This is a genomic window from Pseudopedobacter saltans DSM 12145 (genome assembly GCF_000190735.1).
GTDB lineage: Bacteria > Bacteroidota > Bacteroidia > Sphingobacteriales > Sphingobacteriaceae > Pseudopedobacter > Pseudopedobacter saltans.
In genome coordinates this window covers 3,304,701-3,324,225 of sequence record NC_015177.1, presented here as the reverse complement: position 1 = coordinate 3,324,225, position 19,525 = coordinate 3,304,701, and the positions used below count along the sequence as shown (strand labels likewise).

The window sequence follows — 19,525 nt, the reverse complement described above, 5'->3', positions numbered from 1 at the left end:
GAGAGGAGATGATTAGATTTTTCGAACTGTGAATCTCAGATTCTGGTCTTATTTAGACCATCCGTCTTTTAATGTAACCGTTCTATTGAAAATCAGATTTTCTGTTGAAGAATCTTTATCTACACAGAAATAACCTTTTCTAATAAATTGGTAACGCCTATCCGGGAAATCTGTTAGTTGCTGAATAGCATTGGCTAAATCAGGTTCTATGTAAGCATCCTTAATTACAATAAGGCTTTCGGGATTAATATAATCTTTAAAATCTCCTTCTTCAGAGTCGGGCTGTTCAACTTTAAATAATCTGTCGTATAGCCTAACTTCGGCAGTTTTAGCATGTTTAACACTTACCCAATGCATTGTACCTTTAGCTTTTAAGCCTGACGTGTCGTGGCCAGATTTAGAGTCAGGGAAATAAGTGCAGTGTATTTCTGTTACATTTCCGTTTCCATCTTTTACGAAATCATCACATCTTACAATATAAGCAAATTTTAAGCGGCACATTAAGCCTGGGCCAAGTCTGAAGAATTTCTTTGGAGGCTCTTCCATAAAGTCTTCCCTTTCAATCCAAAGTTCTCTGCTAAAAGGAACTTGTCTGGAATCATCTCCCCCTTCTACTTCCGGATTATTTTCGCCATCCAGCCATTCTGTTTCATTTTCCGGGAAATTGGTGATAACCAATTTTATTGGATCTAAAACCGCCATTCTTCTCCATGAAGTTTTATTTAAATCCTCTCTAATAAAAAACTCCAATAAACTGAAGTCGATGATGTTTTCTCTTTTTGCTACACCGATACGGTCGCAAAAATTCCTTATTGAAGCAGGAGTAAATCCTCTTCTTCTTAATCCACTAATTGTAGGCATTCTTGGATCGTCCCAGCCAGCCACATAATTGTTGTTAACTAATTGCATCAATTTTCGCTTACTCATAACAGTATAGCTCATGTTTAAACGAGCAAATTCATACTGTTTAGAAGGGAAAATTTCCAACATTTCAATTAGCCAATTGTATAGCTCTCTGTGCGGAATGAATTCGAGAGTACAAATAGAATGTGTTATTCTTTCTATTGCATCAGACTGGCCATGTGCAAAATCGTACATTGGATAGATACACCATTTGTCACCAGTTCTATGATGATGTGCATGTTTGATACGATAAATAATCGGATCTCTCATATGCATATTTGGACTCGCCAGATCAATTTTTGCTCTTAACACCTTCTCGCCATCTGCATATTTACCGGCTTTCATCTCTTCGAAAAGTTGAAGGTTTTCTTCAACGGTTCGGTTTCTATATTCATTGGGTGTGCCTGGTTGTGTAGGTGTACCTTTCCCTTTTGCGATATCTTCGGCAGAAGAATCGTCTACGTAAGCCAAATCTTTCTTGATCAATAAAACAGCAAAATCATATAACTGATCAAAATAATCGGAAGTATAAAGTTCTTGCGCCCATTGAAAACCCAACCAATTCACATCTTCTTTAATGCTGTCTACATATTCCGTGTCTTCGGTTACCGGATTAGTATCGTCGAATCTTAAGTTAGTATTTCCACTATATTTTTTTGCCAAACCAAAATTAAGGCAAATAGATTTTGCATGGCCAATGTGTAAATAGCCATTTGGTTCAGGCGGGAAACGTGTTAAAACCCTGCCACCATGTTTCCCTGTACGGATATCCTCTTCTACAATTTCTTCTATGAAATTAAGTGATCTTTCTTCAGACATTTCTACAAAATATCCTACAAAAATAACAAAAGCTTAGATATGTTTTGTAATAGGTTTTTTGCCATGGTTTATTTCAAACAAGATTGTTATTTTTTTGTTAAAGTTCTTAACAAACAGCCGAAGTATTATTAAATTGATATTTTTGTGCAGATTAGATTTTAATCTTTTGCCCGAGATTCCTTTCTTTTGCAATAGGATTTTTAAAAATTTAAACAATTTAATTTGGAAAAACCTCAATCAGGCTTCAGGAAAAAGCTCAACAATATATTTTACGAATTATATCTCGTACACAAGTTTATAGTACGTTTTTTTAAAGAACTTTTTTCTGCTCCAGTCGAATGGAAAGAGATCATGAAACAGTGTTATTTGCTGGGGTTTAAATCTCTTAGTTTAATAACATTAACGGGATTTATTACCGGGATAGTTTTTACAAAACAGTCTCGGCCTTCGCTAGCGGAATTTGGAGCAACTTCCTGGTTGCCATCCTTAGTGGCTATTGCTATTATCAGATCTCTGGCACCTTTGTTAACCGCTTTAATAACTGCGGGCAAAGTAGGTTCAAATATTGGTGCGGAGCTGGGATCTATGAAAGTAACCGAACAGATAGATGCCATGGAAGTTTCGGGAACAAATCCATTTAAATTTTTGGTTGTGACCAGAACTCTGGCAACAACTATTACTATTCCTATTTTAACTTTTTATACGGGTTTGGTAGGTCTTTTAGGCGCATTTTTAAATGTAACTACTTTTGAAAATACAAGTTACCAGGCATTTATGCAATCTGCATTTGAGTCTATAAGTTTCTTGGATATATTCGCTTCAACAATTAAAGCTATAGTTTTTGGCTTTACAATTGGTATTGTAGGTTGTTATCAGGGATATAATTCTTCAAAAGGAACCGAAGGCGTTGGTAGAGCTGCAAACGCTTCTGTGGTAATAGGAATGTTTCTGGTGTTTTTGGAGGAAATTATTGGTACGCAAATTACATTTATGTTTAGAACCTAATGAGAAAAGCAGTAAAAAATATAGATCATAATTCACCTGTGATAACCATTAGGGATTTACATAAATCTTTTGGCGATTATCAGGTTTTAAAAGGTGTTAATCTTGACCTGTATGATGGAGAAAATCTGGTTGTATTGGGTAAGTCCGGAACTGGAAAATCTGTTCTGATAAAAATTATCTCCGGTTTGCTAGAGCAGGATTCCGGTACAGTAAATGTTCTGGGGCATGAGATGAGCGAAATATCACAAAAAGAACTAAGGGATTTAAGATTGCATATAGGTTTTTCTTTCCAAAATAGTGCGCTTTATGATAGTATGACTGTACGTCAAAATCTGGAATTTCCTTTGGTGAGAAATAAAAAAAACTTGACGAAAGCAGAAGTAGATCATGCGGTGGAAAGTGTTTTAGATGCAGTAAGTTTAAGTCAGACAATTAATCAGATGCCATCAGAACTATCGGGTGGGCAAAGAAAGAGAATCGGTATAGCCAGAACTTTGATACTGCAACCTCAAATTATGCTTTATGACGAGCCGACAGCAGGGCTGGATCCAATAACTTGTGATGAGATAAATCATCTGATAAATGAAGTGCAAGAAAGATTCCATACAAGTTCTATTGTTATTACCCATGATTTAACTTGTGCAAAGCAAGTTGGAGATAGAGTTACTATCTTATTGGATGGACAGTTTAAAAGAACTGGAACTTTTGAAGAAGTTTTTGACACTGATGATGAAAGAGTGAAATCATTTTACGATTATAATTTTATACAATAATATAATATGGAGAATACCGATAAAAAAAGAGGAATAACCGTTGGGATTTTTATTTTTCTGGGTATTGCAATTTTTCTTTTAGGAGTATTTACACTTGGTGGACAAAAGAAAACATTTGTTAAGACATTTGAATTGAATGTTGTTTTTGATGATATACAAGGACTAAAGACCGGTAATAACGTTTGGTTTTCCGGAGTTAAAATCGGTACAATTAAGAAAATACAATTCTATGGTACTTCGCAGGTACAGGTTTCATTAAGTATAGATGAGTCTGCCCATCAGTACATTCATAAAGATGCCAAAGCAAGCATCAGTTCCGATGGATTGATAGGGAATAAAATTGTTGTAATTGATGGAGGATCGGTTAAATTTCCATTCGTAGAGGACGGAGACCAGCTTCAGGTCAATAAGACTTTGTCTACAGACGATATTATGAAGACTTTACAGGTTAATAACCGTAATTTAGTTGACATAACAACTGACTTTAAAATACTAGCCAAAAATTTGGTTGAAGGAAAAGGGACAGTAGGTGCATTAATGACAGACGAACAGATTGCTACGAATTTTAAAACCATTGTAGCCAATTTAAATAATACAACAGCGTCTGCTAATAAAATGGCTGTGGAGTTAAATAAATTCAGTAATAAGCTTAATAATGAAGAAGGTTTTGTAAATAGAATTATGGCAGATACCATAATGTTCAGAAAACTGGAAACTTCGGTAGCTGAGTTTCAGAGTATGGCTAAATCTGCGGCAGTTGCCACGGAAAATTTGAATAAGGCTTCGGCTCAGTTAAATAATAACGATAATGCACTGGGTTTGCTTTTGAATGATAAGAAGACTGCAGAACAGTTGAAAAATGTGATGGGAAATTTGGAAGCAAGTAGTCAGAAACTGGATGAGAATATGAAAGCGCTGCAAAGTAACTTCTTATTTAGAGGATATTTCAAAAAGAAAGCTAAAGAAGAAAAGTCCGAATAACCTGTTCAGAGAAATAATAGCTATTTGAAATGAGCGCTCTAAAATGAATATATCCGTAGTAATAAATACGTATAATGCCGAGAAGCATTTGAGAGAGGTGCTGGAGTCGGTAAAAGAACTGGACGAGATCATTATATGTGATATGTATAGTGATGATCAAACACTGCAAATAGCTAAAGAATATAACTCCAGAGTGATTTTTCATGAGAAAACAGGCTTTGTAGAACCCGCCAGAAATTTTGCTATTTCACAGGCAAAAAATGATTGGGTTTTACTTTTGGATGCGGATGAAACTGTTAATTCCAAGCTTATACAGTATCTTCAAAAGACGGTAAATGAGAAACCAAATATCACATGCGTTGCCATTCCCAGAAAAAACTATTTTTTAGGGAAATTCATGCATTCTGCTTATCCTGATTATGTTTACCGTTTTTTTAAAAAGGATAAAGTCTTCTGGCCAGAATTTATTCACTCTATCCCCAAAATTGATGGAGACATTTTTAAAATAAAGCCTGGAAATAAATCTCTTGCAATAGAACATTTAGCAAACGATTCTATTGAAGCTATTGAAAACAAGAGCAATGCTTATTCCACTGCTGAGTTACCAAAGAGACAACACAAAAAGGTGACTGTGCTTAAACTTATTTTCTCGCCTTTTTTCTGGTTTTTTAAATATTATGTCATCAAACAAGGATTTAAGGATGGAAAAGCAGGTTTTCTTTTTGCTGCGCTTAAAGCCAGATATAAATTCCTCACTTTGGCAAAGTTAACGGCTAAACAGATTCAATAATTAAAACGATACTGTAAAATACCCAAATAGTGGTATTTTTTGTTACGAATTTTAGGTTTAGTTTTGCACAATTAAACCTAACGTTATGAATAAAAAATTACTATTAACAGCATTAGTCGTTTTAATCGTTTCTTTCTGCAAAGCGGGAAGTAAAAAAGATTCAGTATCTAATTTTAGCGGCAAAAATTTAGTTAAATTGAATTTAACCGCATTACCTCTCAATACTTATTCTGGGATATATGAGAGAGCTATTGGAAAAAAAATAGCAGTCGGTATTGGCTATAAACTTATGCCAAAAGGAAAGTTACCTATGTTACGCAACCTAGAAAGCTTAATAGACGATGATGAAGTTAATAATCATCTTAAAAATCTAAAACTAGGAAGTTACGCTATTACGCCAGAAGTAAAGTTCTATTTTGGTAAGGATGTTTTTAGAGGCTTTTATATAGCGCCTTTTGGAAGATATTCTGTTTATTCACTTGATTGGCCTTATGAATATGATTACGAGGAAAATGGAATCACTCATACAGAAAATATCTTATTAAAAGGGGACGTGAAGACAATAACGGGAGGTTTGTTGTTTGGCGCTCAATGGAAATTAAGTAAAAGAATATATTTAGATTGGTTTATTATTGGGCCAAATGCGGGTTCTGCTAATGGGACGATAAAAGGAACAGGCGATTTAAGTGATCCTGATAAAAGAAAGGCATTAGATGATGCTATTCAGGATTTAGCTGATTCTGATATACCTTTCGTTAAAATTGAGGGAGAAACTTCAAGTACAGGAGCGACCATTAAGTTTTCAGGTCCATGGGCTGGGCTGAGAGGCGGAATAAATCTGGGCTTCCGTTTTTAATAAATCATTTCACAATCAATGGTAGCTCTTTATGCTACCATTGATGTTTTCTTCCTAAATCCTATAATTTTTTCTCGTTATCAGCTAAAATAGTAAATTAGTTATGTATCTTATTTACTATGAATATGGGATATGAAAATCTTAAAATTGAAAAGGCTGATAATATTCTTTTGGTTACAATTTCAAGGGAAAAACAGCTAAATGCTCTAAATAAACAAACTATTGAAGAGTTATATGAGCTTTTGATAGCTGAAAAAGAAAATCAAACTACTTCGGGAGTTATCATTACCGGGGCTGGGGAAAAGTCATTTGTCGCAGGGGCAGATATTAATGAATTTTTGAATTTAGATAAAGGACAGGCCATAGCATTATCCGAAAGAGGACATCACGTATTTAATACAATTGAAGATTTCCCAAAACCAATTATAGCGGCAATTAATGGATATGCTTTAGGTGGTGGATTAGAGCTGGCATTAGCCTGCCACTTACGTATTGCGTCTGAAAATGCAAGATTTGGATTCCCAGAATTAAACTTAGGTATTATTCCTGGATACGGAGGGACTCAGCGTTTACCAGAATTAATTGGGAAAGGTAGGGCTATGGAGATGATTTTGACAACACAACAAATAACCTCAAATCAGGCATTAGATTATGGTTTGATTAATGATTTGGTTTTGAAGGATCAGTTACTTACTGCGGCTAAAGAACTTATACAAAAAATAATCAGTAAATCTCCAGAAGCGGTAAAATCGGCGATAAGAGCTGTCAATGGTAATTGCCGAGATAAGAATGGTTTTAAAATAGAGATAGATGAGTTTAGTAAATGTTGTGGTACACAAAATTTCAGAGAAGGAGTGGCTGCATTTTTAGAAAAACGCCCATCCAAATTTCAATAGGCGCTATTTGTAAACATACTTAATAATAAGGTATTTTTTTTACTGGTAGCTAAATTTGGTTATATTTATGACCGGAAAAACTTGCAGATGAAAAAAATCTTGATCATTGATGACGAAGTCAATATTGGACTTTTGCTCTCTAAATTTTTAGGGAAGAATGGTTTTGAAGTTAAAACCGCGTCCACCGGAGCGTCTGCATTTGATATTCTATCTAAAGAGTACTTCAATCTTGTGATGTGTGATTTTAGATTGGAGGATACAGACGGACGAGAAGTCTTAAAGAAAATAAAGCATTTATACCCACGTACGGGAGTGATCATTATCACAGGCTATTCGGATATAAAATTAGCGGTAGAGCTGATAAAAATGGGAGCCTATGATTATATTACTAAACCTTTATATCCAGACGAAATTTTAAATACAGTAAATAAAGCGCTAGAAACTCAGCAGGCTTTATTTGATGAGCTGGAAGATCAGCCCCTTTCTAAACCAGGCGGAGAGAAAAAAAACGAAAAGAAAAACATCCAGGTTCTGGATAATTATGTCGTTGGTCAGAGTGGTGCTGCAAGAGATTTGATGAGACAAATTGAATTGGTGGCGCCAACAAATTATAGTGTAATCCTTATTGGCGAAAGTGGTACAGGAAAAGAATCTGTAGCAAAAAGTATACATCAAAAAAGTAATAGGCGGGATAAGCCCTTTATAGCTATGGATTGTGGTTCGCTAACGAAGGAATTGGCCGGATCTGAGTTTTTTGGTCACGAAAAAGGATCATTTACAGGAGCTTTATTTACAAAAATAGGTCATTTTGAAATGGCAAATGGAGGAACTTTATTTTTAGATGAAGTAGGAAACTTATCTTACGAGATTCAGGCATCGCTATTAAGAACAGTTCAGGAGCGTAGAGTGAAAAGAATAGGATCTACTAAAGAAATAGAATTAGATGTAAGACTTATTGTTGCGACAAATGAAAATTTAGTCGATGCTATTTCGAAGGGAAGATTTCGTGAAGATTTATACCATAGATTCAACGAGTTTGGAATATATCTTCCCCCACTTAGGGAAAGAGGAAAAGATATCCTGACTTTTGCACAATACTTTTTGGATCATGCAAATCAGGAGCTTAATAAAGAAGTTAAAGGCTTTAGTAATGAAGTTGAAGAGTGTTTTTTAGCTTATACCTGGCCAGGAAACGTAAGAGAGTTAAAAAACGTAGTACGCAGAGCTGTCTTGCTGACCGAAGGTGAATTGGTCATGGAAAAAGCCTTGCCTTTGGAAATGTCTAACTTTATGAAGTTGGCAGCTTTGGAGGGCGGAGTTGATAATAATTATGTTACAACTACCGTAGTAAAAGAGAAGAAGTTGGATTTAAAAAATGCTGCATTAGAGGCCGAATACGAGACTATTTTAAAAGTATTAAAGGAAGTTAATTTTAATAAAACAAAGGCAGCAAAAATTTTAAAAATCGATCGTAAAACTCTGTATAATAAAATGAAAGCCATCAGTTTAGAATAATAATATCAATAAAAAGCCGGCTAACACGAAACCTTTTTGTATTAGAACAGTAAAAAAGAAAACTAAAAAAAAATAATAAGATTTAAATTAAAGTAATTTTATTAACATTGTGCCAGATTTGAACTTTGGTATAGCGTTTGTAGGATTGGAAATGAATACAAACGTATTTTAACAATTGAACTAAATGATAAAAATGAACTTAAAAAGAACATTAGCTGTAGCTTCAGCATTATCTGTTGCTACTTTGTTTGCCCAAGCACAAGAAACTGTTAAAGTTTTTGGTGGAGCAAAACAGTACAGAACGTGGTCAATAGGAGTTAATGCAGGTGTTTTATCTCCGATTATTCCTTTTGGAACTAACGATTACAGCGAGTGGGACGCTAACTTAGGTTACGGATTATTTGTGAAAAAACAATTAGCTCCATATTTCGCTTTAAAATTAGATGCACATAGAGGTGAGTTATCAGCTTCTAATAAAGCTGGTCAATCTTTCTCTACAGATTTGAACTATGCAGCATCTTTAAAAGGTGTTGTTAATGTAGGTTCTATTTCATTCCTTCAAAAACAGAATTCTTTAGGCTTTTTCGTACAAGCTGGTGCTGGTTTAACTGGTTATGATCCAGGTGATGCAGCAGGAGAAAGATCAGAGTTGTTTATCCCAGTTGGCGTTGGTGTTAACATCAAATTAGGTCAAGTTGTTGCGTTAAACCTAGGTTACGATGCTAACTTCTTAGATGCTGATAACATTGAAGGCGGCCAAGGATGGTTAAATGGTTCTGCTAACAAAGACAGATGGTCTTATGGTTACGCAGGTTTAGAGTTCACTTTAGGGTCTAAAGCAAAACCAAGCTTACAATGGAACAATGCTATTTCTACTTTGTATGATGAGTTAAAAGATCCGGCATTGAGAAATGATGTTGAGCAATTAAAATCTCGTACTTCGGCGGTAGAAGGTCAAGTTGATAACTTGAAAAAAGACTCTGATGGCGACGGTGTTTCTGATCAGTTTGATAAATGTCCAAACACTCCTTCTGGAACTAAAGTAGACGGAGCAGGTTGTCCATTAATTGTACCTCAAGCAAAATAATAAAGGAAACTTTGTTTATATTAAAGCTCCGGATTATGTAATCCGGAGCTTTTGTTTTTATAGAAAATTAATGTCAGTTTTTTCATTCAAACAGCGAAACAATCTTGTACTTATAGTTCTCATTCTTATGGGAATTCTTATTCTTTTTAGCTTAAAAGGATATATTACCTCTTTTCTTGGCGCGATCGTAATATACACGCTTTTTAAACCAACATATACGCTTTTTAATCAGAAACTATCCAAGTCCATTTCGGCCGCTTTCATAATTCTAATCTCTTTTATTATAATAATCATTCCCTTTTTTGTTTTAGGCTATATGATAACGAACAAAGTTATGGCGCTTAGAACAGACAATTTTCAATTAAAGGCCATTTTATATAAAATCAATGATTTTGCGGGTATACATTTAAACCAGCCTAAATTGTTGGATAAATATCTGGATAAGTTGACTAATCTGGTTCAGGAACTTTTTCCTTCTTTTCTTGGCGGTGCATTTGATGTCTTTCTAGGTTTGGTGCTCATGTATTTTATTCTATATTTCATGTTTGTTCAATCCGAAAGATTTGAGAACGGTTTAATAAAATATGCACCACTTAGAGAATATCATACCAGACAATTTGCCGAAGAATTGAAAAACACGACCTATTCAAATGTGATAGGCCAGGGAATTATAGCTTTAATACAAGGGTCTTTGGTGAGTCTGGCGTTTTTTATAGCTGGTTTAGAGGATGCTATATTTTGGGGAGTTGTAAGTGTTTTTTTATCATTTATGCCGGTAATTGGAGCCCCATTGGTTACTTTGCCAGCTGCAGTAATACTTTACTTAAATGGAGATCATTATAATGCGATTTTTATAGTAATGTTTACTTTGTTGATACTTATCAATATAGACAATGTAATCAGATTTATGATTAATAAGCATTTTGCAGACACACATCCAATTGTTACTGTGATCGGAGTAATTATAGGTATCCCCCTATTTGGTTTTGTGGGTATCGTTTTTGGGCCTCTATTGTTGCTTTGGTTTATGCATTTAATAGCAATTTATGAGGATGATATAAAGGCTGAAAATAAAATAAATTAGGGAATTTTATTTTTTGATGCTGTTTTTACAAAGTTGGCAAGGTATTTTCTTAAATTAAGAAAAAGAATATTTACGATTAAAATAGCAATATTATGAACGAGAACACAAAAACAGCTATCGCTCTTTTAGCGGGATTAGCAGCAGGAGCTGCATTAGGATTATTATTTGCACCAGAAAAAGGTTCTGATACCAGAGACAAACTGTCAGATTCTTTAAAAAACCTTGGAGACAGTATCAGAGAAAAAGCCGCGGAAGAAATCGATAATCTTTCAGAATTGAAAGAAAAAATTGTGAACAACATAAGGACAAAAGTAAAACAGGCCGAAGCTGATCTGGAAGAAGATATGACTGGTGTTTAATACTTAACGAGGGATAGTCACTAAATCTTTTGAATTAATTTGTGCCATGGAAGAACTATTAGAAAAAATCAAAGAATATATCGAAACAAGGTTTAAGCTGGCGAAACTTGTGCTGATAGAAAAGGGAACTTCTATTTTCGCGGATATTATAACTACTTTAATAGTTGTTTTCTTCCTGATAGTAGCATTTTTGTTCATCAGTATAGGGCTTGGATTTTATATTTCTGAATTAATAGGAAATACTTACGGAGGGTTTCTCATAGTAGGCCTTTTTTATTTTCTAATAGCATTGATTGTCTTCTTGACCAAGGATAAATACATAGAGAAATCAATCGTAAATGGAATAATTAAAAAGATTTTTAAAAGGGAGGACGTTGAATGAAAAACACTCAGCGAATTACGAACCTGCAGCAATTAGAGGCAGAGATAGAGCTTTTGAGATTAAGAAAGGCCGAACAGGAGCTTTTTTTTAAAGAAAAAAAGGAAAGGTTCAATGAGGCTTTGAAATCCCCCTTTACCTTTTTTAAGAAAGCTAGTCGATTTTTAACAAATAACCAAAATATTCACTCAGACTGGGCTACAGCTTTAGCCAGGGTGTCTATACCATTTTTACTTAATAAAACTTTGTTAAGAGGAAAAGGTGCTTTATTAAAATCAATTCTCACACTAATCTCGCAAAAAGCAATAAATCCAGCGATTTTTAACCAAACTAAATTGTTTGGAGCTGTCGAAAAAGTTTCTGATTGGGTAAGTAAGATTATGCCTAAAAAAAAGAAGAAAGAAACTGATGTGGATTATGGAATTCCGCCAGATAGCGAAACATATTGATTTCGCTGGAAATAAAAAGGCCAAAAAGTAGCAATTACTTTTTGGCCTTTTTATCTTTTTTGCAGCTATACCTAAGCATATTTCTCAAGAAAGTCTTTATAAGCGAGTTTAATGCCTTCTTCTAATTCTATTTTATGCGTCCAGCCCTTAGCATGAAGTTTACTTACATCCATTAATTTCCTTGGTGTTCCGTCAGGTTTAGAAGTGTCGAAATTAATTTCGCCTTTATAATCAACAATATGCTTAATTAAATAGGCCAGGTCTTTAATCGTTATATCTTTACCAGTTCCGATATTTATTAAATTAGGTTCATTATAATTTTGCATTAAGTAAAAACAAGCATCCGCTAAATCATCTGCAAATAAAAACTCTCGCATCGGTGTACCGGTTCCCCAGATAGTAACAGATAGGGCATCGTTAATTTTTGCTTCATGGAATCTTCTAATCAACGCTGGTAAAACATGAGAGTTCTCCGGATGATAATTGTCATTATATCCATATAAATTGGTTGGCATTACAGAAATATAGTTGCAACCATATTGGCTTCTGTAGGCATCGCACATTTTAATTCCGGCAATTTTAGCTATAGCATAAGGCTCATTAGTTTCTTCTAGTAACCCTGTTAAAAGATATTCTTCTTTTAGTGGTTGCGGTGCCATTTTAGGGTAAATGCAGCTGGATCCTAGAAACATTAACTTTTTTACTCCGTTTAAATGAGAATTATGAATTACATTGTTTTGTATCTGTAAATTATCATATAAAAACTCCGCTCTATATGTATTATTAGCGACTATACCGCCTACTTTCGCAGCTGCCAGAAAGACATAATCAGGTTTTTCTGCTATAAAAAATTCACGTACAGCTTGTTCGTTTCTTAAATCTAATTCTTTAGAAGATCTTGTGATAAGATTAGTAAATCCTTCACTTTTAAGTTTTCTTAAAATCGCAGAACCAACCATTCCGTTATGCCCTGCAACATATATTTTAGCTGATTTTTCCAAGATATTTTATTCCAAGTTTTGATTTTCAAAGTTAGTATTCTTTTTTTCTTTCGGCGGATAAAAGAAATCTCGTGTGCTAAATATAAAATGGGCAAATACAGCCTGTACCAGCTCTCCCCATCGGCTATAATCTACTCTTAAAGATTTTACAGCCACAATCATGGTTAGTGCAAAACTAACCGTGATATTTATAACTCCTACTAATAAAACACCAATTGCCGAATAAACCATCAGATCAACAATAGGTTTTTCTAAAAGAGTATAACTGCCTAAGCCATAGTTTCCAGCGGAAATTGTAATATGTCTGATATCGAAAGGAAGTCCTGTAATTTTACCAATAGGGCCAGCTGACCCCAATAAAAATCCCAAAATAATGTTTCCGGCAAGGCTCCCTGTATTTTTTTCAACGAAAGAAGCAAAAATATTAAGTCTTCTCTGACCTAATTTTTTACTTAAGTATTTATGTTCTCTAATGCGTTTGGGGATTTGGCTTGTCACTATTTTATTTTCGTAATATCCTGTTATAAGTCCCGAAAGAAATAAGAAAAAGCCTGCTATAGCCGCATAAATAATCATTAAGCTTTCGAAAGGATTGTTTTCTTCTAAAGCGGTGATAGCATGCTGCCTACTGAAAAAATATTCGCCTGTAATGTAGAAATAGCTATAAGCAAATAAAAATGTGAGTGGCACTACAACAATTAAATTTCCTACAACAGACGCAAATTGGCTCCTGAACATTCTGATAATGGTATCGGCAGCATTGTTAACGTGAATTCCTCCCTTTCCATTTCCAGACAAAGCATTCGCTATATATGAAGCTGTCATGGATGGTTGCTTAGTTGCAAGAGAAGAATGGGTAAGATAGATAATCACAAAAGCTGTAGCGTAATTTAAGCCGTATAAAAAAGTAGAAGGAACTAAGGGTAAATCTTTGAAATTTCCGATATAAGCTTTTACCAATACAGCTAGTACAATGATAAAGCCTCCTTTCATTGCTGCCCATATTGCACTAAAATATTCCTTTTTAGTTACAGCTACATACTTTTTTCCTACAGAGGATGTATGCTCAATAATCTGATAGGCCAGTAAATCTGTATTTTCTTTTATGTGCGAACGCACGCTCTTACTCATATTTTCAGCGTAAACCAACTTTTTGAAAAGTTGTACACTGTATCCCAGTTGTTTGGAACTGTCCCCGTTTTTTGGATCTAAAAAATTAAGTAGCTGTTGTAAACGTTTAATATTTTGTGTAATTCTTAACAGGATATATACTTGTGCTATCGAAGTGCCCCTGTTTTTCTGACTCTTTCTTATCCGATCTATGCTGTTTAAACATTGAGTAAGTAATACCCGGACTTGTTTAAGAGATTCGCTTGCCTCAATTTGCTGATCCTGTTTATGTGCATTTAAAAAATTATGAACTTCCGAGCTTAATGCTAAAAAATCACTGTGGTATTTCTCTACATGCGGCATGCGCATAGCTATTTCAGGTTCTAATCCTAAAGAAGATATTCGGTTTGTTAGGATAAGAACCGAGTTTACTATTGGCATATAAAATAGATCTGGAAGAATAAGATCTAAAGATTTTGGCAGATCGATTAAAGAAAATAGCTGTTTCCAAACGTCATCTGCTACTCCCTCTACCCAATAATGATCATTTTTGTTGTTGAATACTTCTAGCAATAAATCGGTTAATTCAGAATTATCGATAGCAGGTGGTAATATCTTCGCGTTTAACCTTCTTCTTAATTCACCCAGAAAGTTAGTATTAGGAGAAATACCCAATTCTGCAAAGAGTCTGATTTGATTTTTGGATTTTAATAATGATATAATATATCTGGAAAAAGCTTGTTGATAAACTGGGTTGTCTTTAAGAGTGTCTATTAGATTAACCAGGCTTTCTGTCGCTTTTTTTGCGTTTTTAAAATCATAGGGCCGGATTATTTTTACCAACTCTATAAGCTGGTCCGAAGAAGCTGCGCCTTTAAGATTGACTATTTGATCTAATATGTTGTTAAATCGAGATACCATTGCTTGTAATATAATGATTGAATCTCTTATTTTTGACAAAATTTTAAAATCGTGGCTAAAAGAAAATTACAGAGATTCGCAGAGATCGGTACGTTTAGAAATGTAGTGCAGTTGGATGAGGGTAAACCATATAAAGGCAAATGGAAGGAAAAATTCTTTAAAAATGATAAACCCTTGATATTGGAGCTGGCATGTGGAAAAGGCGAATACAGCGTGAATTTAGGGAGAAAGTATCCTGATAAAAACTTTTTAGGTATCGATTATAAAGGAAATAGAATTTGGGTTGGAGCAAAAATGGCTTTAGACGAAGGGCTGGAAAATGTAGGGTTCCTGAGAATCCAGATTCAAAATATTCTTGATTACTTTGGAGAAGGGGAAGTTGACGAAATCTGGATTACTTTTCCCGATCCGCAGGCACAGAGCCCGCTTGAAAGAAAAAGACTAACAAATCCGGCCTTCCTGGGTAAATATAAATCTATCTTAAAAGAGCCCGGAATCATGCATTTAAAAACAGATAACGATGGCTTTTTTGAATATACTTTGGAAAAAGTATCTGAAGGGCAATACAATATTCAGGATCAATCAACAGATATTTACAAAAGCCATCCGAATGATGAAATTCTTTCTATAAAAACGCATTATGAACGTATTTACTTACAAAAAGGAAAGAATATCAATTATGTAAGATTTAGTTTTTCCTGACAGAAATTAGAGGGCTTATATAAAATACTACTTAAATGTAGTTTTTGTACCAGATTTCAATAGTTATAATTGTAACAATGAATATTAGAATTGCAATTGTTGAAGATGAGACCGACACGAGAGAAATGTTGGTAAACCTGATAAACGGTTATGAGGGGTATTCATGTGTAAGTGCCTATAAAAACGCGGAAGAAGCATTAAATAATATACTTTTACTAGAGGTGGATGTTGTTTTGGTTGACATCCACTTGCCCGGAAAATCAGGCATCAGCCTGATAGAACAGCTTAAAAGCCTTGTGCCTAAAACCCAGTTTATGGTATGCTCATCTCTCGAAGATTCAAATCATATTTTCTCGGCTCTAAAAGCCGGTGCTACAGGCTATATAAGTAAAACAACGAGTTCTGAAAAAATTATTCAGGCTATATCCGAACTTCATTTGGGTGGATCTCCCATGAGCAGTCAAATTGCAAGAAAAGTAGTTGCCTCCTTTCAGGAACATAAAGTTATAAAAAACGACTCCTGTAAGGATTTGACAAATAGGGAGTTTGAAATATTGGAATTTCTTTCGAGAGGATATCGCTACAAAGAAATAGGCGATAAGCTTTTTATAAGTGTCGAAACTGTAAGAAAGCATATTAATAATGTTTACAAGAAGCTTCAGGTAAATTCAGCAATAGAGGCTATTAACTTAATGAAGAGATAAAATGGTTTGTTAAAAAAGAAACGGTTTGAATTAAAAAATACTATATATTTATGTATTGATTTAAGTCGTATTAAACCTAAACCAAAATGTCTTTATATCAAATAGTCTCGTGGATGTCCTTTCTGCATCTGTTTGTTTTAGCAGTTTTGGTGCTTTTTAAAGCAAAGAAGCATCCTGCATTTAGATTTTTTGCATTCTTCTTATTTTCTTTTTCTTATGTTCATATAAATCATATTCTGGTTCTTCATAATAAGGCTGCAGCTATGTGGATGGTTAACGAAATTGTCTTTCTTGCCATATTTCTGCTTGGTCCGGCATTTTTACAGTTTGTGGCGGAAATGCTCGGAGAAAAAATAAACTGGCAAAAATATTTGTACTTGCATCTTATACCCTTTTTGTTTTTTCTGTTTTACTATTCTTCTTTTTTATTTAATAATAAGAATACACTGGAAAAGTTTTATGCAGAAGCATTGCATCGGCAACCACTTTCAAATACTATATTAACTTCTCTGGCTGCTCTGCAAAAAGGAGTATATGTTTATTGGAGTCTCTTACTTTTGCGTAGACATTTTAAAAAAACTCGTGATCACAGCCTAAAATGGTTGTTTAATGCAACCCGGGGTTTATTGCTCCTTTGTTTTGTAATTGCTCCTTTAATGATCGTGATGGCCGATCGTAAGACAGATGTGCTTTTTATCGCTATGCCTGTAACCACGAGTATATTATATCTGTATTTTTCCTTTAAGATTTTGACGCATGAAACACAGGTAGAAGAAAAAGCATTGGAGAAAGTAGAGCAGGTAATCGTTGCCGATAATCTATCCAGATCTTTTGAAGGAGAATTAGAGGAATTGTTAAATATTTTCGAGAAGGAGGAACGAAAGAAAATATCTCTGAATACAGAATTAAAGCAGAAGATCTACGATGTAAAAAAGTCTTTCCGTCAGCTTTTAAATGTACTAAACGACCATTAATATGGATATACAGGTTTCGGCATATTATCTGGCCTGGGTTTGTATTATACACCTTAGCGTATTCTCATTTATACTATTTTTTAAGAAAGATAACAGAAAGGCCAATATAACACTGGCGCTCTTTATGATCATCCTGGTAGCCATACATACCTCGCACCTTCTACTGCTAACTGATCTTGTGTACAAATATTATTGGTTGAATAAGCTGTGTTTCCTTTTGCTATTTCTGGAAGGGCCGGTCTATTTAAGATACACAGCGTTAATGGCCGGAGAAAGTATTGATTGGAAAAAGCATGTGTGGCTTCATGTTTTACCTTTTGTCTTCCCAATGCTGTATATTGTCAGTTTCGTGTTTAAAACACCAGATGAAATTATAACTTATTATCAGGCTGCAAAAAAAGTACAACCCTTAGACGCCACAATAGTATTGTTTGTAGTTACCGTACAGGCTACTGTTTATTGGTTTTGGAGTATTAATATTCTAAACAGGTACAATAAACGTTTAGCGCCGAAAAATTATAAATCACAGCTAAGTCTTCAATGGTTGGCTGTTCTTACAGCTGTTCTGATTATATCTTCGTTGGTTATTGTCCCGGCTTTGCTGTTTTTTATACAATCGGATATTTCGGTATTATATATTTATATGCCAGTGATAACCATGACAATTTATCTCACTCTATTTTATAAATCTATCAATTTTCCGGGTACAGAATATGAGAAAAGATTGGTACGGGAACAGGTCCGTCAAAGAATCAGTCGGGATATGCATGATGAGCTCGGTGCGGGAATAACCAAAATTGCATTATTGTCTGAGCTGGCAAAAAAGAACAGCCATGAAGAAGATCTTAAGCTCGATGAAATTTCCGGAAATGCCAAAAGATTATCTGAAAACCTGAAAGAGATTATTTGGGACCTTAATCCCGAAAGTAGTTTGTTTTCGAATATGCTCAGTTATATCAGAGAGTATGCATCGGATTTTTTGTACGATTCTGGGATCGATTATTTTATAGACCTTCCGGATAATGTGGAAGATTTTGTGGTTTCTTACGAAGCAAAGCGGAATCTGATGATGATTATAAAAGAATCTCTACATAATATATTGAAGCATTCGGAAGCCAATAAAGTCGTATTGGAATTAAAAAGAATTAATGGAAGCTTTACCTTAAATATCGAAGACAATGGAAAGGGAATGAGCTCTCAGGAAGGAAATGGCGGAAATGGTTTAAAGAATATGGCTATAAGAGCATCACAAATAGGAGCTGGTTTTACTTATAAATCAGGCAAGACAGGTTTATCCATAAGTGTGGACAATATCAATTTGGGCTGATGGAAATTATGGTTTTTTAGGGATTCTAAGCGCTGCAAACCTGTTGATTTTTGCGCTTATTCTCCTTTTTAAAAAACGAAGTAGTACAGGACATAAACTGTTAAGCGCCATACTCGTAATTTTCGCAGGTGTCCACGTAGATGATATACTAATTTTTACAAGTATAGTCTGGAAATATCATTATGTGAATGAAATAATACACATGCTCTTCTTTTTATTGGGACCATTTTACTGGATGTATACCTGAGTATGGTTGGTGAAAAAATTAATGTGAGTATAAAGGTGATGTTTTTGCATACCCTGCCTATGTTATTTGGGCTAATATATCTTGTATTTATAAACATAAAAACTTCAGAAGAAATAAAGTACATATATGATAGCATGAAAGAAGCGCCGTTCGATGGATGTTAGTGATAAATTTTATTACAGGAACTCAGATGGGTATTTACCTCGTGTTTTCGCTCAGAATGGTAAATCAATATAATAAGAAACTGATCCCCGAGTTTAAAAAGATTTTGGGGCTATATTGGTTACGGGATCTTACATTCTACCTGATTCTGATATGTTATTTTATAGCTCCCTTACTACTTTTTACTGCTCATACAAGCTCATGGTGGCTTTACGCATTTCAACCTGTCATGACAACCATTGTTTACTTTATTTTGTATTACAAATCGGTTACGTTCATGAATCTCGAAGAGTTTCAGGCATTGAAGAAGCAACAACAAGATGTGCTAATACAACGAGCATATACAGATTTTGAGCAACAAATAACAAGTATTTATTGAACTTAGTCGTCATGAGTCGGATCGAAAAAAAACAACAAATGCGAGCCTGATTGGTAATCATTCCAAAAAGCTGAAAAGAGTGCTGTTTGATTTGATTTATAC

Annotated in this window: 20 protein-coding genes; 17 read left to right on the top strand and 3 right to left on the bottom strand. The window is 34.5% G+C overall.

What is annotated here, in order from left to right:
• Positions 1 to 48: 48 nt before the first annotated feature.
• The gene (locus PEDSA_RS14045; protein WP_013633816.1) at positions 49 to 1,722 is read right to left on the bottom strand and encodes a glutamine--tRNA ligase/YqeY domain fusion protein; all 1,674 of its coding nucleotides are present in this window, start codon (positions 1,720 to 1,722) and stop codon (positions 49 to 51) included.
• Between the two features lie 222 nt (positions 1,723 to 1,944).
• On the opposite strand from PEDSA_RS14045, the gene PEDSA_RS14040 reads away from it, so the two are divergent.
• From PEDSA_RS14040 to PEDSA_RS19670, 12 genes are all read left to right on the top strand, one after another.
• Positions 1,945 to 2,727 carry an MlaE family ABC transporter permease gene (locus PEDSA_RS14040; RefSeq protein WP_013633815.1) on the top strand — a complete coding sequence of 261 codons (783 nt, stop codon included), beginning with the start codon at positions 1,945 to 1,947 and terminating at the stop codon, positions 2,725 to 2,727.
• Positions 2,727 to 3,500 (top strand): ABC transporter ATP-binding protein, encoded by a 774-nt coding sequence (locus tag PEDSA_RS14035; protein WP_013633814.1) that lies wholly within the window; start codon positions 2,727 to 2,729, stop codon positions 3,498 to 3,500. The genes PEDSA_RS14040 and PEDSA_RS14035 overlap by 1 nt, the downstream gene beginning before the upstream one ends.
• A gap of 6 nt (positions 3,501 to 3,506) precedes the next feature.
• Positions 3,507 to 4,481 (top strand): MlaD family protein, encoded by a 975-nt coding sequence (locus PEDSA_RS14030; protein WP_013633813.1) that lies wholly within the window; start codon positions 3,507 to 3,509, stop codon positions 4,479 to 4,481.
• A gap of 43 nt (positions 4,482 to 4,524) precedes the next feature.
• Positions 4,525 to 5,271, top strand: coding sequence for a glycosyltransferase family 2 protein (locus PEDSA_RS14025; protein ID WP_013633812.1), 747 nt, complete (start codon positions 4,525 to 4,527; stop codon positions 5,269 to 5,271).
• An 85-nt stretch (positions 5,272 to 5,356) separates the two neighbouring features.
• Complete coding sequence (locus tag PEDSA_RS14020; protein ID WP_013633811.1) at positions 5,357 to 6,127, top strand: DUF3575 domain-containing protein; 771 nt, start codon at positions 5,357 to 5,359, stop codon at positions 6,125 to 6,127.
• 125 nt (positions 6,128 to 6,252) lie between these two features.
• Positions 6,253 to 7,023: an enoyl-CoA hydratase/isomerase family protein gene (locus PEDSA_RS14015; protein WP_041537479.1), complete on the top strand. Its 771-nt coding sequence runs from the start codon at positions 6,253 to 6,255 to the stop codon at positions 7,021 to 7,023.
• A gap of 87 nt (positions 7,024 to 7,110) precedes the next feature.
• The gene (locus PEDSA_RS14010) at positions 7,111 to 8,538 is read left to right on the top strand and encodes a sigma-54-dependent transcriptional regulator (protein ID WP_013633809.1); all 1,428 of its coding nucleotides are present in this window, start codon (positions 7,111 to 7,113) and stop codon (positions 8,536 to 8,538) included.
• A gap of 193 nt (positions 8,539 to 8,731) precedes the next feature.
• Positions 8,732 to 9,625 carry a porin family protein gene (locus PEDSA_RS14005; RefSeq protein WP_174262589.1) on the top strand — a complete coding sequence of 298 codons (894 nt, stop codon included), beginning with the start codon at positions 8,732 to 8,734 and terminating at the stop codon, positions 9,623 to 9,625.
• 70 nt (positions 9,626 to 9,695) lie between these two features.
• Positions 9,696 to 10,709 (top strand): AI-2E family transporter, encoded by a 1,014-nt coding sequence (locus tag PEDSA_RS14000; RefSeq protein ID WP_013633807.1) that lies wholly within the window; start codon positions 9,696 to 9,698, stop codon positions 10,707 to 10,709.
• Positions 10,710 to 10,801: 92 nt separating this feature from the next.
• Complete coding sequence (locus tag PEDSA_RS13995) at positions 10,802 to 11,068, top strand: YtxH domain-containing protein (protein ID WP_013633806.1); 267 nt, start codon at positions 10,802 to 10,804, stop codon at positions 11,066 to 11,068.
• Positions 11,069 to 11,114: 46 nt separating this feature from the next.
• The gene (locus PEDSA_RS13990) at positions 11,115 to 11,450 is read left to right on the top strand and encodes a phage holin family protein (protein WP_013633805.1); all 336 of its coding nucleotides are present in this window, start codon (positions 11,115 to 11,117) and stop codon (positions 11,448 to 11,450) included.
• The gene (locus tag PEDSA_RS19670) at positions 11,447 to 11,896 is read left to right on the top strand and encodes a hypothetical protein (RefSeq protein ID WP_013633804.1); all 450 of its coding nucleotides are present in this window, start codon (positions 11,447 to 11,449) and stop codon (positions 11,894 to 11,896) included. The genes PEDSA_RS13990 and PEDSA_RS19670 overlap by 4 nt, the downstream gene beginning before the upstream one ends.
• 71 nt (positions 11,897 to 11,967) lie before the next feature.
• On the opposite strand, the gene fcl is transcribed toward PEDSA_RS19670, so the two are convergent.
• Both fcl and PEDSA_RS13975 read right to left on the bottom strand, forming a co-directional pair.
• Positions 11,968 to 12,897, bottom strand: coding sequence for a GDP-L-fucose synthase (gene fcl, locus PEDSA_RS13980; protein WP_013633803.1), 930 nt, complete (start codon positions 12,895 to 12,897; stop codon positions 11,968 to 11,970).
• Positions 12,898 to 12,903: 6 nt separating this feature from the next.
• Positions 12,904 to 14,967: a site-specific recombinase gene (locus PEDSA_RS13975; RefSeq protein ID WP_041537094.1), complete on the bottom strand. Its 2,064-nt coding sequence runs from the start codon at positions 14,965 to 14,967 to the stop codon at positions 12,904 to 12,906.
• A gap of 12 nt (positions 14,968 to 14,979) precedes the next feature.
• Between PEDSA_RS13975 and trmB the strand changes: the two genes are divergently transcribed.
• From trmB to PEDSA_RS13945, 5 genes are all read left to right on the top strand, one after another.
• Positions 14,980 to 15,630, top strand: a complete 651-nt coding sequence (trmB, locus tag PEDSA_RS13970; protein ID WP_013633801.1) for a tRNA (guanosine(46)-N7)-methyltransferase TrmB — start codon at positions 14,980 to 14,982, stop codon at positions 15,628 to 15,630.
• 77 nt (positions 15,631 to 15,707) lie between these two features.
• Positions 15,708 to 16,334, top strand: a complete 627-nt coding sequence (locus PEDSA_RS13965) for a response regulator transcription factor (protein WP_041537093.1) — start codon at positions 15,708 to 15,710, stop codon at positions 16,332 to 16,334.
• Positions 16,335 to 16,420: 86 nt separating this feature from the next.
• Positions 16,421 to 17,308, top strand: coding sequence for a hypothetical protein (locus PEDSA_RS13960; RefSeq protein WP_013633799.1), 888 nt, complete (start codon positions 16,421 to 16,423; stop codon positions 17,306 to 17,308).
• Between the two features lies 1 nt (position 17,309).
• Positions 17,310 to 18,635 (top strand): sensor histidine kinase, encoded by a 1,326-nt coding sequence (locus PEDSA_RS13955; protein WP_013633798.1) that lies wholly within the window; start codon positions 17,310 to 17,312, stop codon positions 18,633 to 18,635.
• A 437-nt stretch (positions 18,636 to 19,072) separates the two neighbouring features.
• Positions 19,073 to 19,423, top strand: a complete 351-nt coding sequence (locus PEDSA_RS13945; RefSeq protein WP_169311991.1) for a hypothetical protein — start codon at positions 19,073 to 19,075, stop codon at positions 19,421 to 19,423.
• The last annotated feature ends 102 nt before the right edge of the window (positions 19,424 to 19,525 follow it).

Excerpts from the sequence above, each read along its gene's own strand:
- PEDSA_RS13990 (WP_013633805.1), top strand. The coding sequence starts at position 11,115 with ATGGAAGAACTATTAGAAAAAATCAAAGAATATATCGAAACAAGGTTT.
- PEDSA_RS14045 (WP_013633816.1), bottom strand. The coding sequence starts at position 1,722 with ATGTCTGAAGAAAGATCACTTAATTTCATAGAAGAAATTGTAGAAGAG.
- PEDSA_RS19670 (WP_013633804.1), top strand. The coding sequence starts at position 11,447 with ATGAAAAACACTCAGCGAATTACGAACCTGCAGCAATTAGAGGCAGAG.
- PEDSA_RS13955 (WP_013633798.1), top strand. The coding sequence starts at position 17,310 with ATGGATATACAGGTTTCGGCATATTATCTGGCCTGGGTTTGTATTATA.
- PEDSA_RS13995 (WP_013633806.1), top strand. The coding sequence starts at position 10,802 with ATGAACGAGAACACAAAAACAGCTATCGCTCTTTTAGCGGGATTAGCA.
- PEDSA_RS14020 (WP_013633811.1), top strand. The coding sequence starts at position 5,357 with ATGAATAAAAAATTACTATTAACAGCATTAGTCGTTTTAATCGTTTCT.
- PEDSA_RS14005 (WP_174262589.1), top strand. The coding sequence starts at position 8,732 with ATGAACTTAAAAAGAACATTAGCTGTAGCTTCAGCATTATCTGTTGCT.
- PEDSA_RS13965 (WP_041537093.1), top strand. The coding sequence starts at position 15,708 with ATGAATATTAGAATTGCAATTGTTGAAGATGAGACCGACACGAGAGAA.
- PEDSA_RS14010 (WP_013633809.1), top strand. The coding sequence starts at position 7,111 with ATGAAAAAAATCTTGATCATTGATGACGAAGTCAATATTGGACTTTTG.
- PEDSA_RS14000 (WP_013633807.1), top strand. The coding sequence starts at position 9,696 with ATGTCAGTTTTTTCATTCAAACAGCGAAACAATCTTGTACTTATAGTT.
- PEDSA_RS14035 (WP_013633814.1), top strand. The coding sequence starts at position 2,727 with ATGAGAAAAGCAGTAAAAAATATAGATCATAATTCACCTGTGATAACC.
- PEDSA_RS14025 (WP_013633812.1), top strand. The coding sequence starts at position 4,525 with ATGAATATATCCGTAGTAATAAATACGTATAATGCCGAGAAGCATTTG.
- PEDSA_RS13960 (WP_013633799.1), top strand. The coding sequence starts at position 16,421 with ATGTCTTTATATCAAATAGTCTCGTGGATGTCCTTTCTGCATCTGTTT.
- PEDSA_RS14015 (WP_041537479.1), top strand. The coding sequence starts at position 6,253 with ATGGGATATGAAAATCTTAAAATTGAAAAGGCTGATAATATTCTTTTG.
- PEDSA_RS13945 (WP_169311991.1), top strand. The coding sequence starts at position 19,073 with ATGGGTATTTACCTCGTGTTTTCGCTCAGAATGGTAAATCAATATAAT.
- PEDSA_RS14030 (WP_013633813.1), top strand. The coding sequence starts at position 3,507 with ATGGAGAATACCGATAAAAAAAGAGGAATAACCGTTGGGATTTTTATT.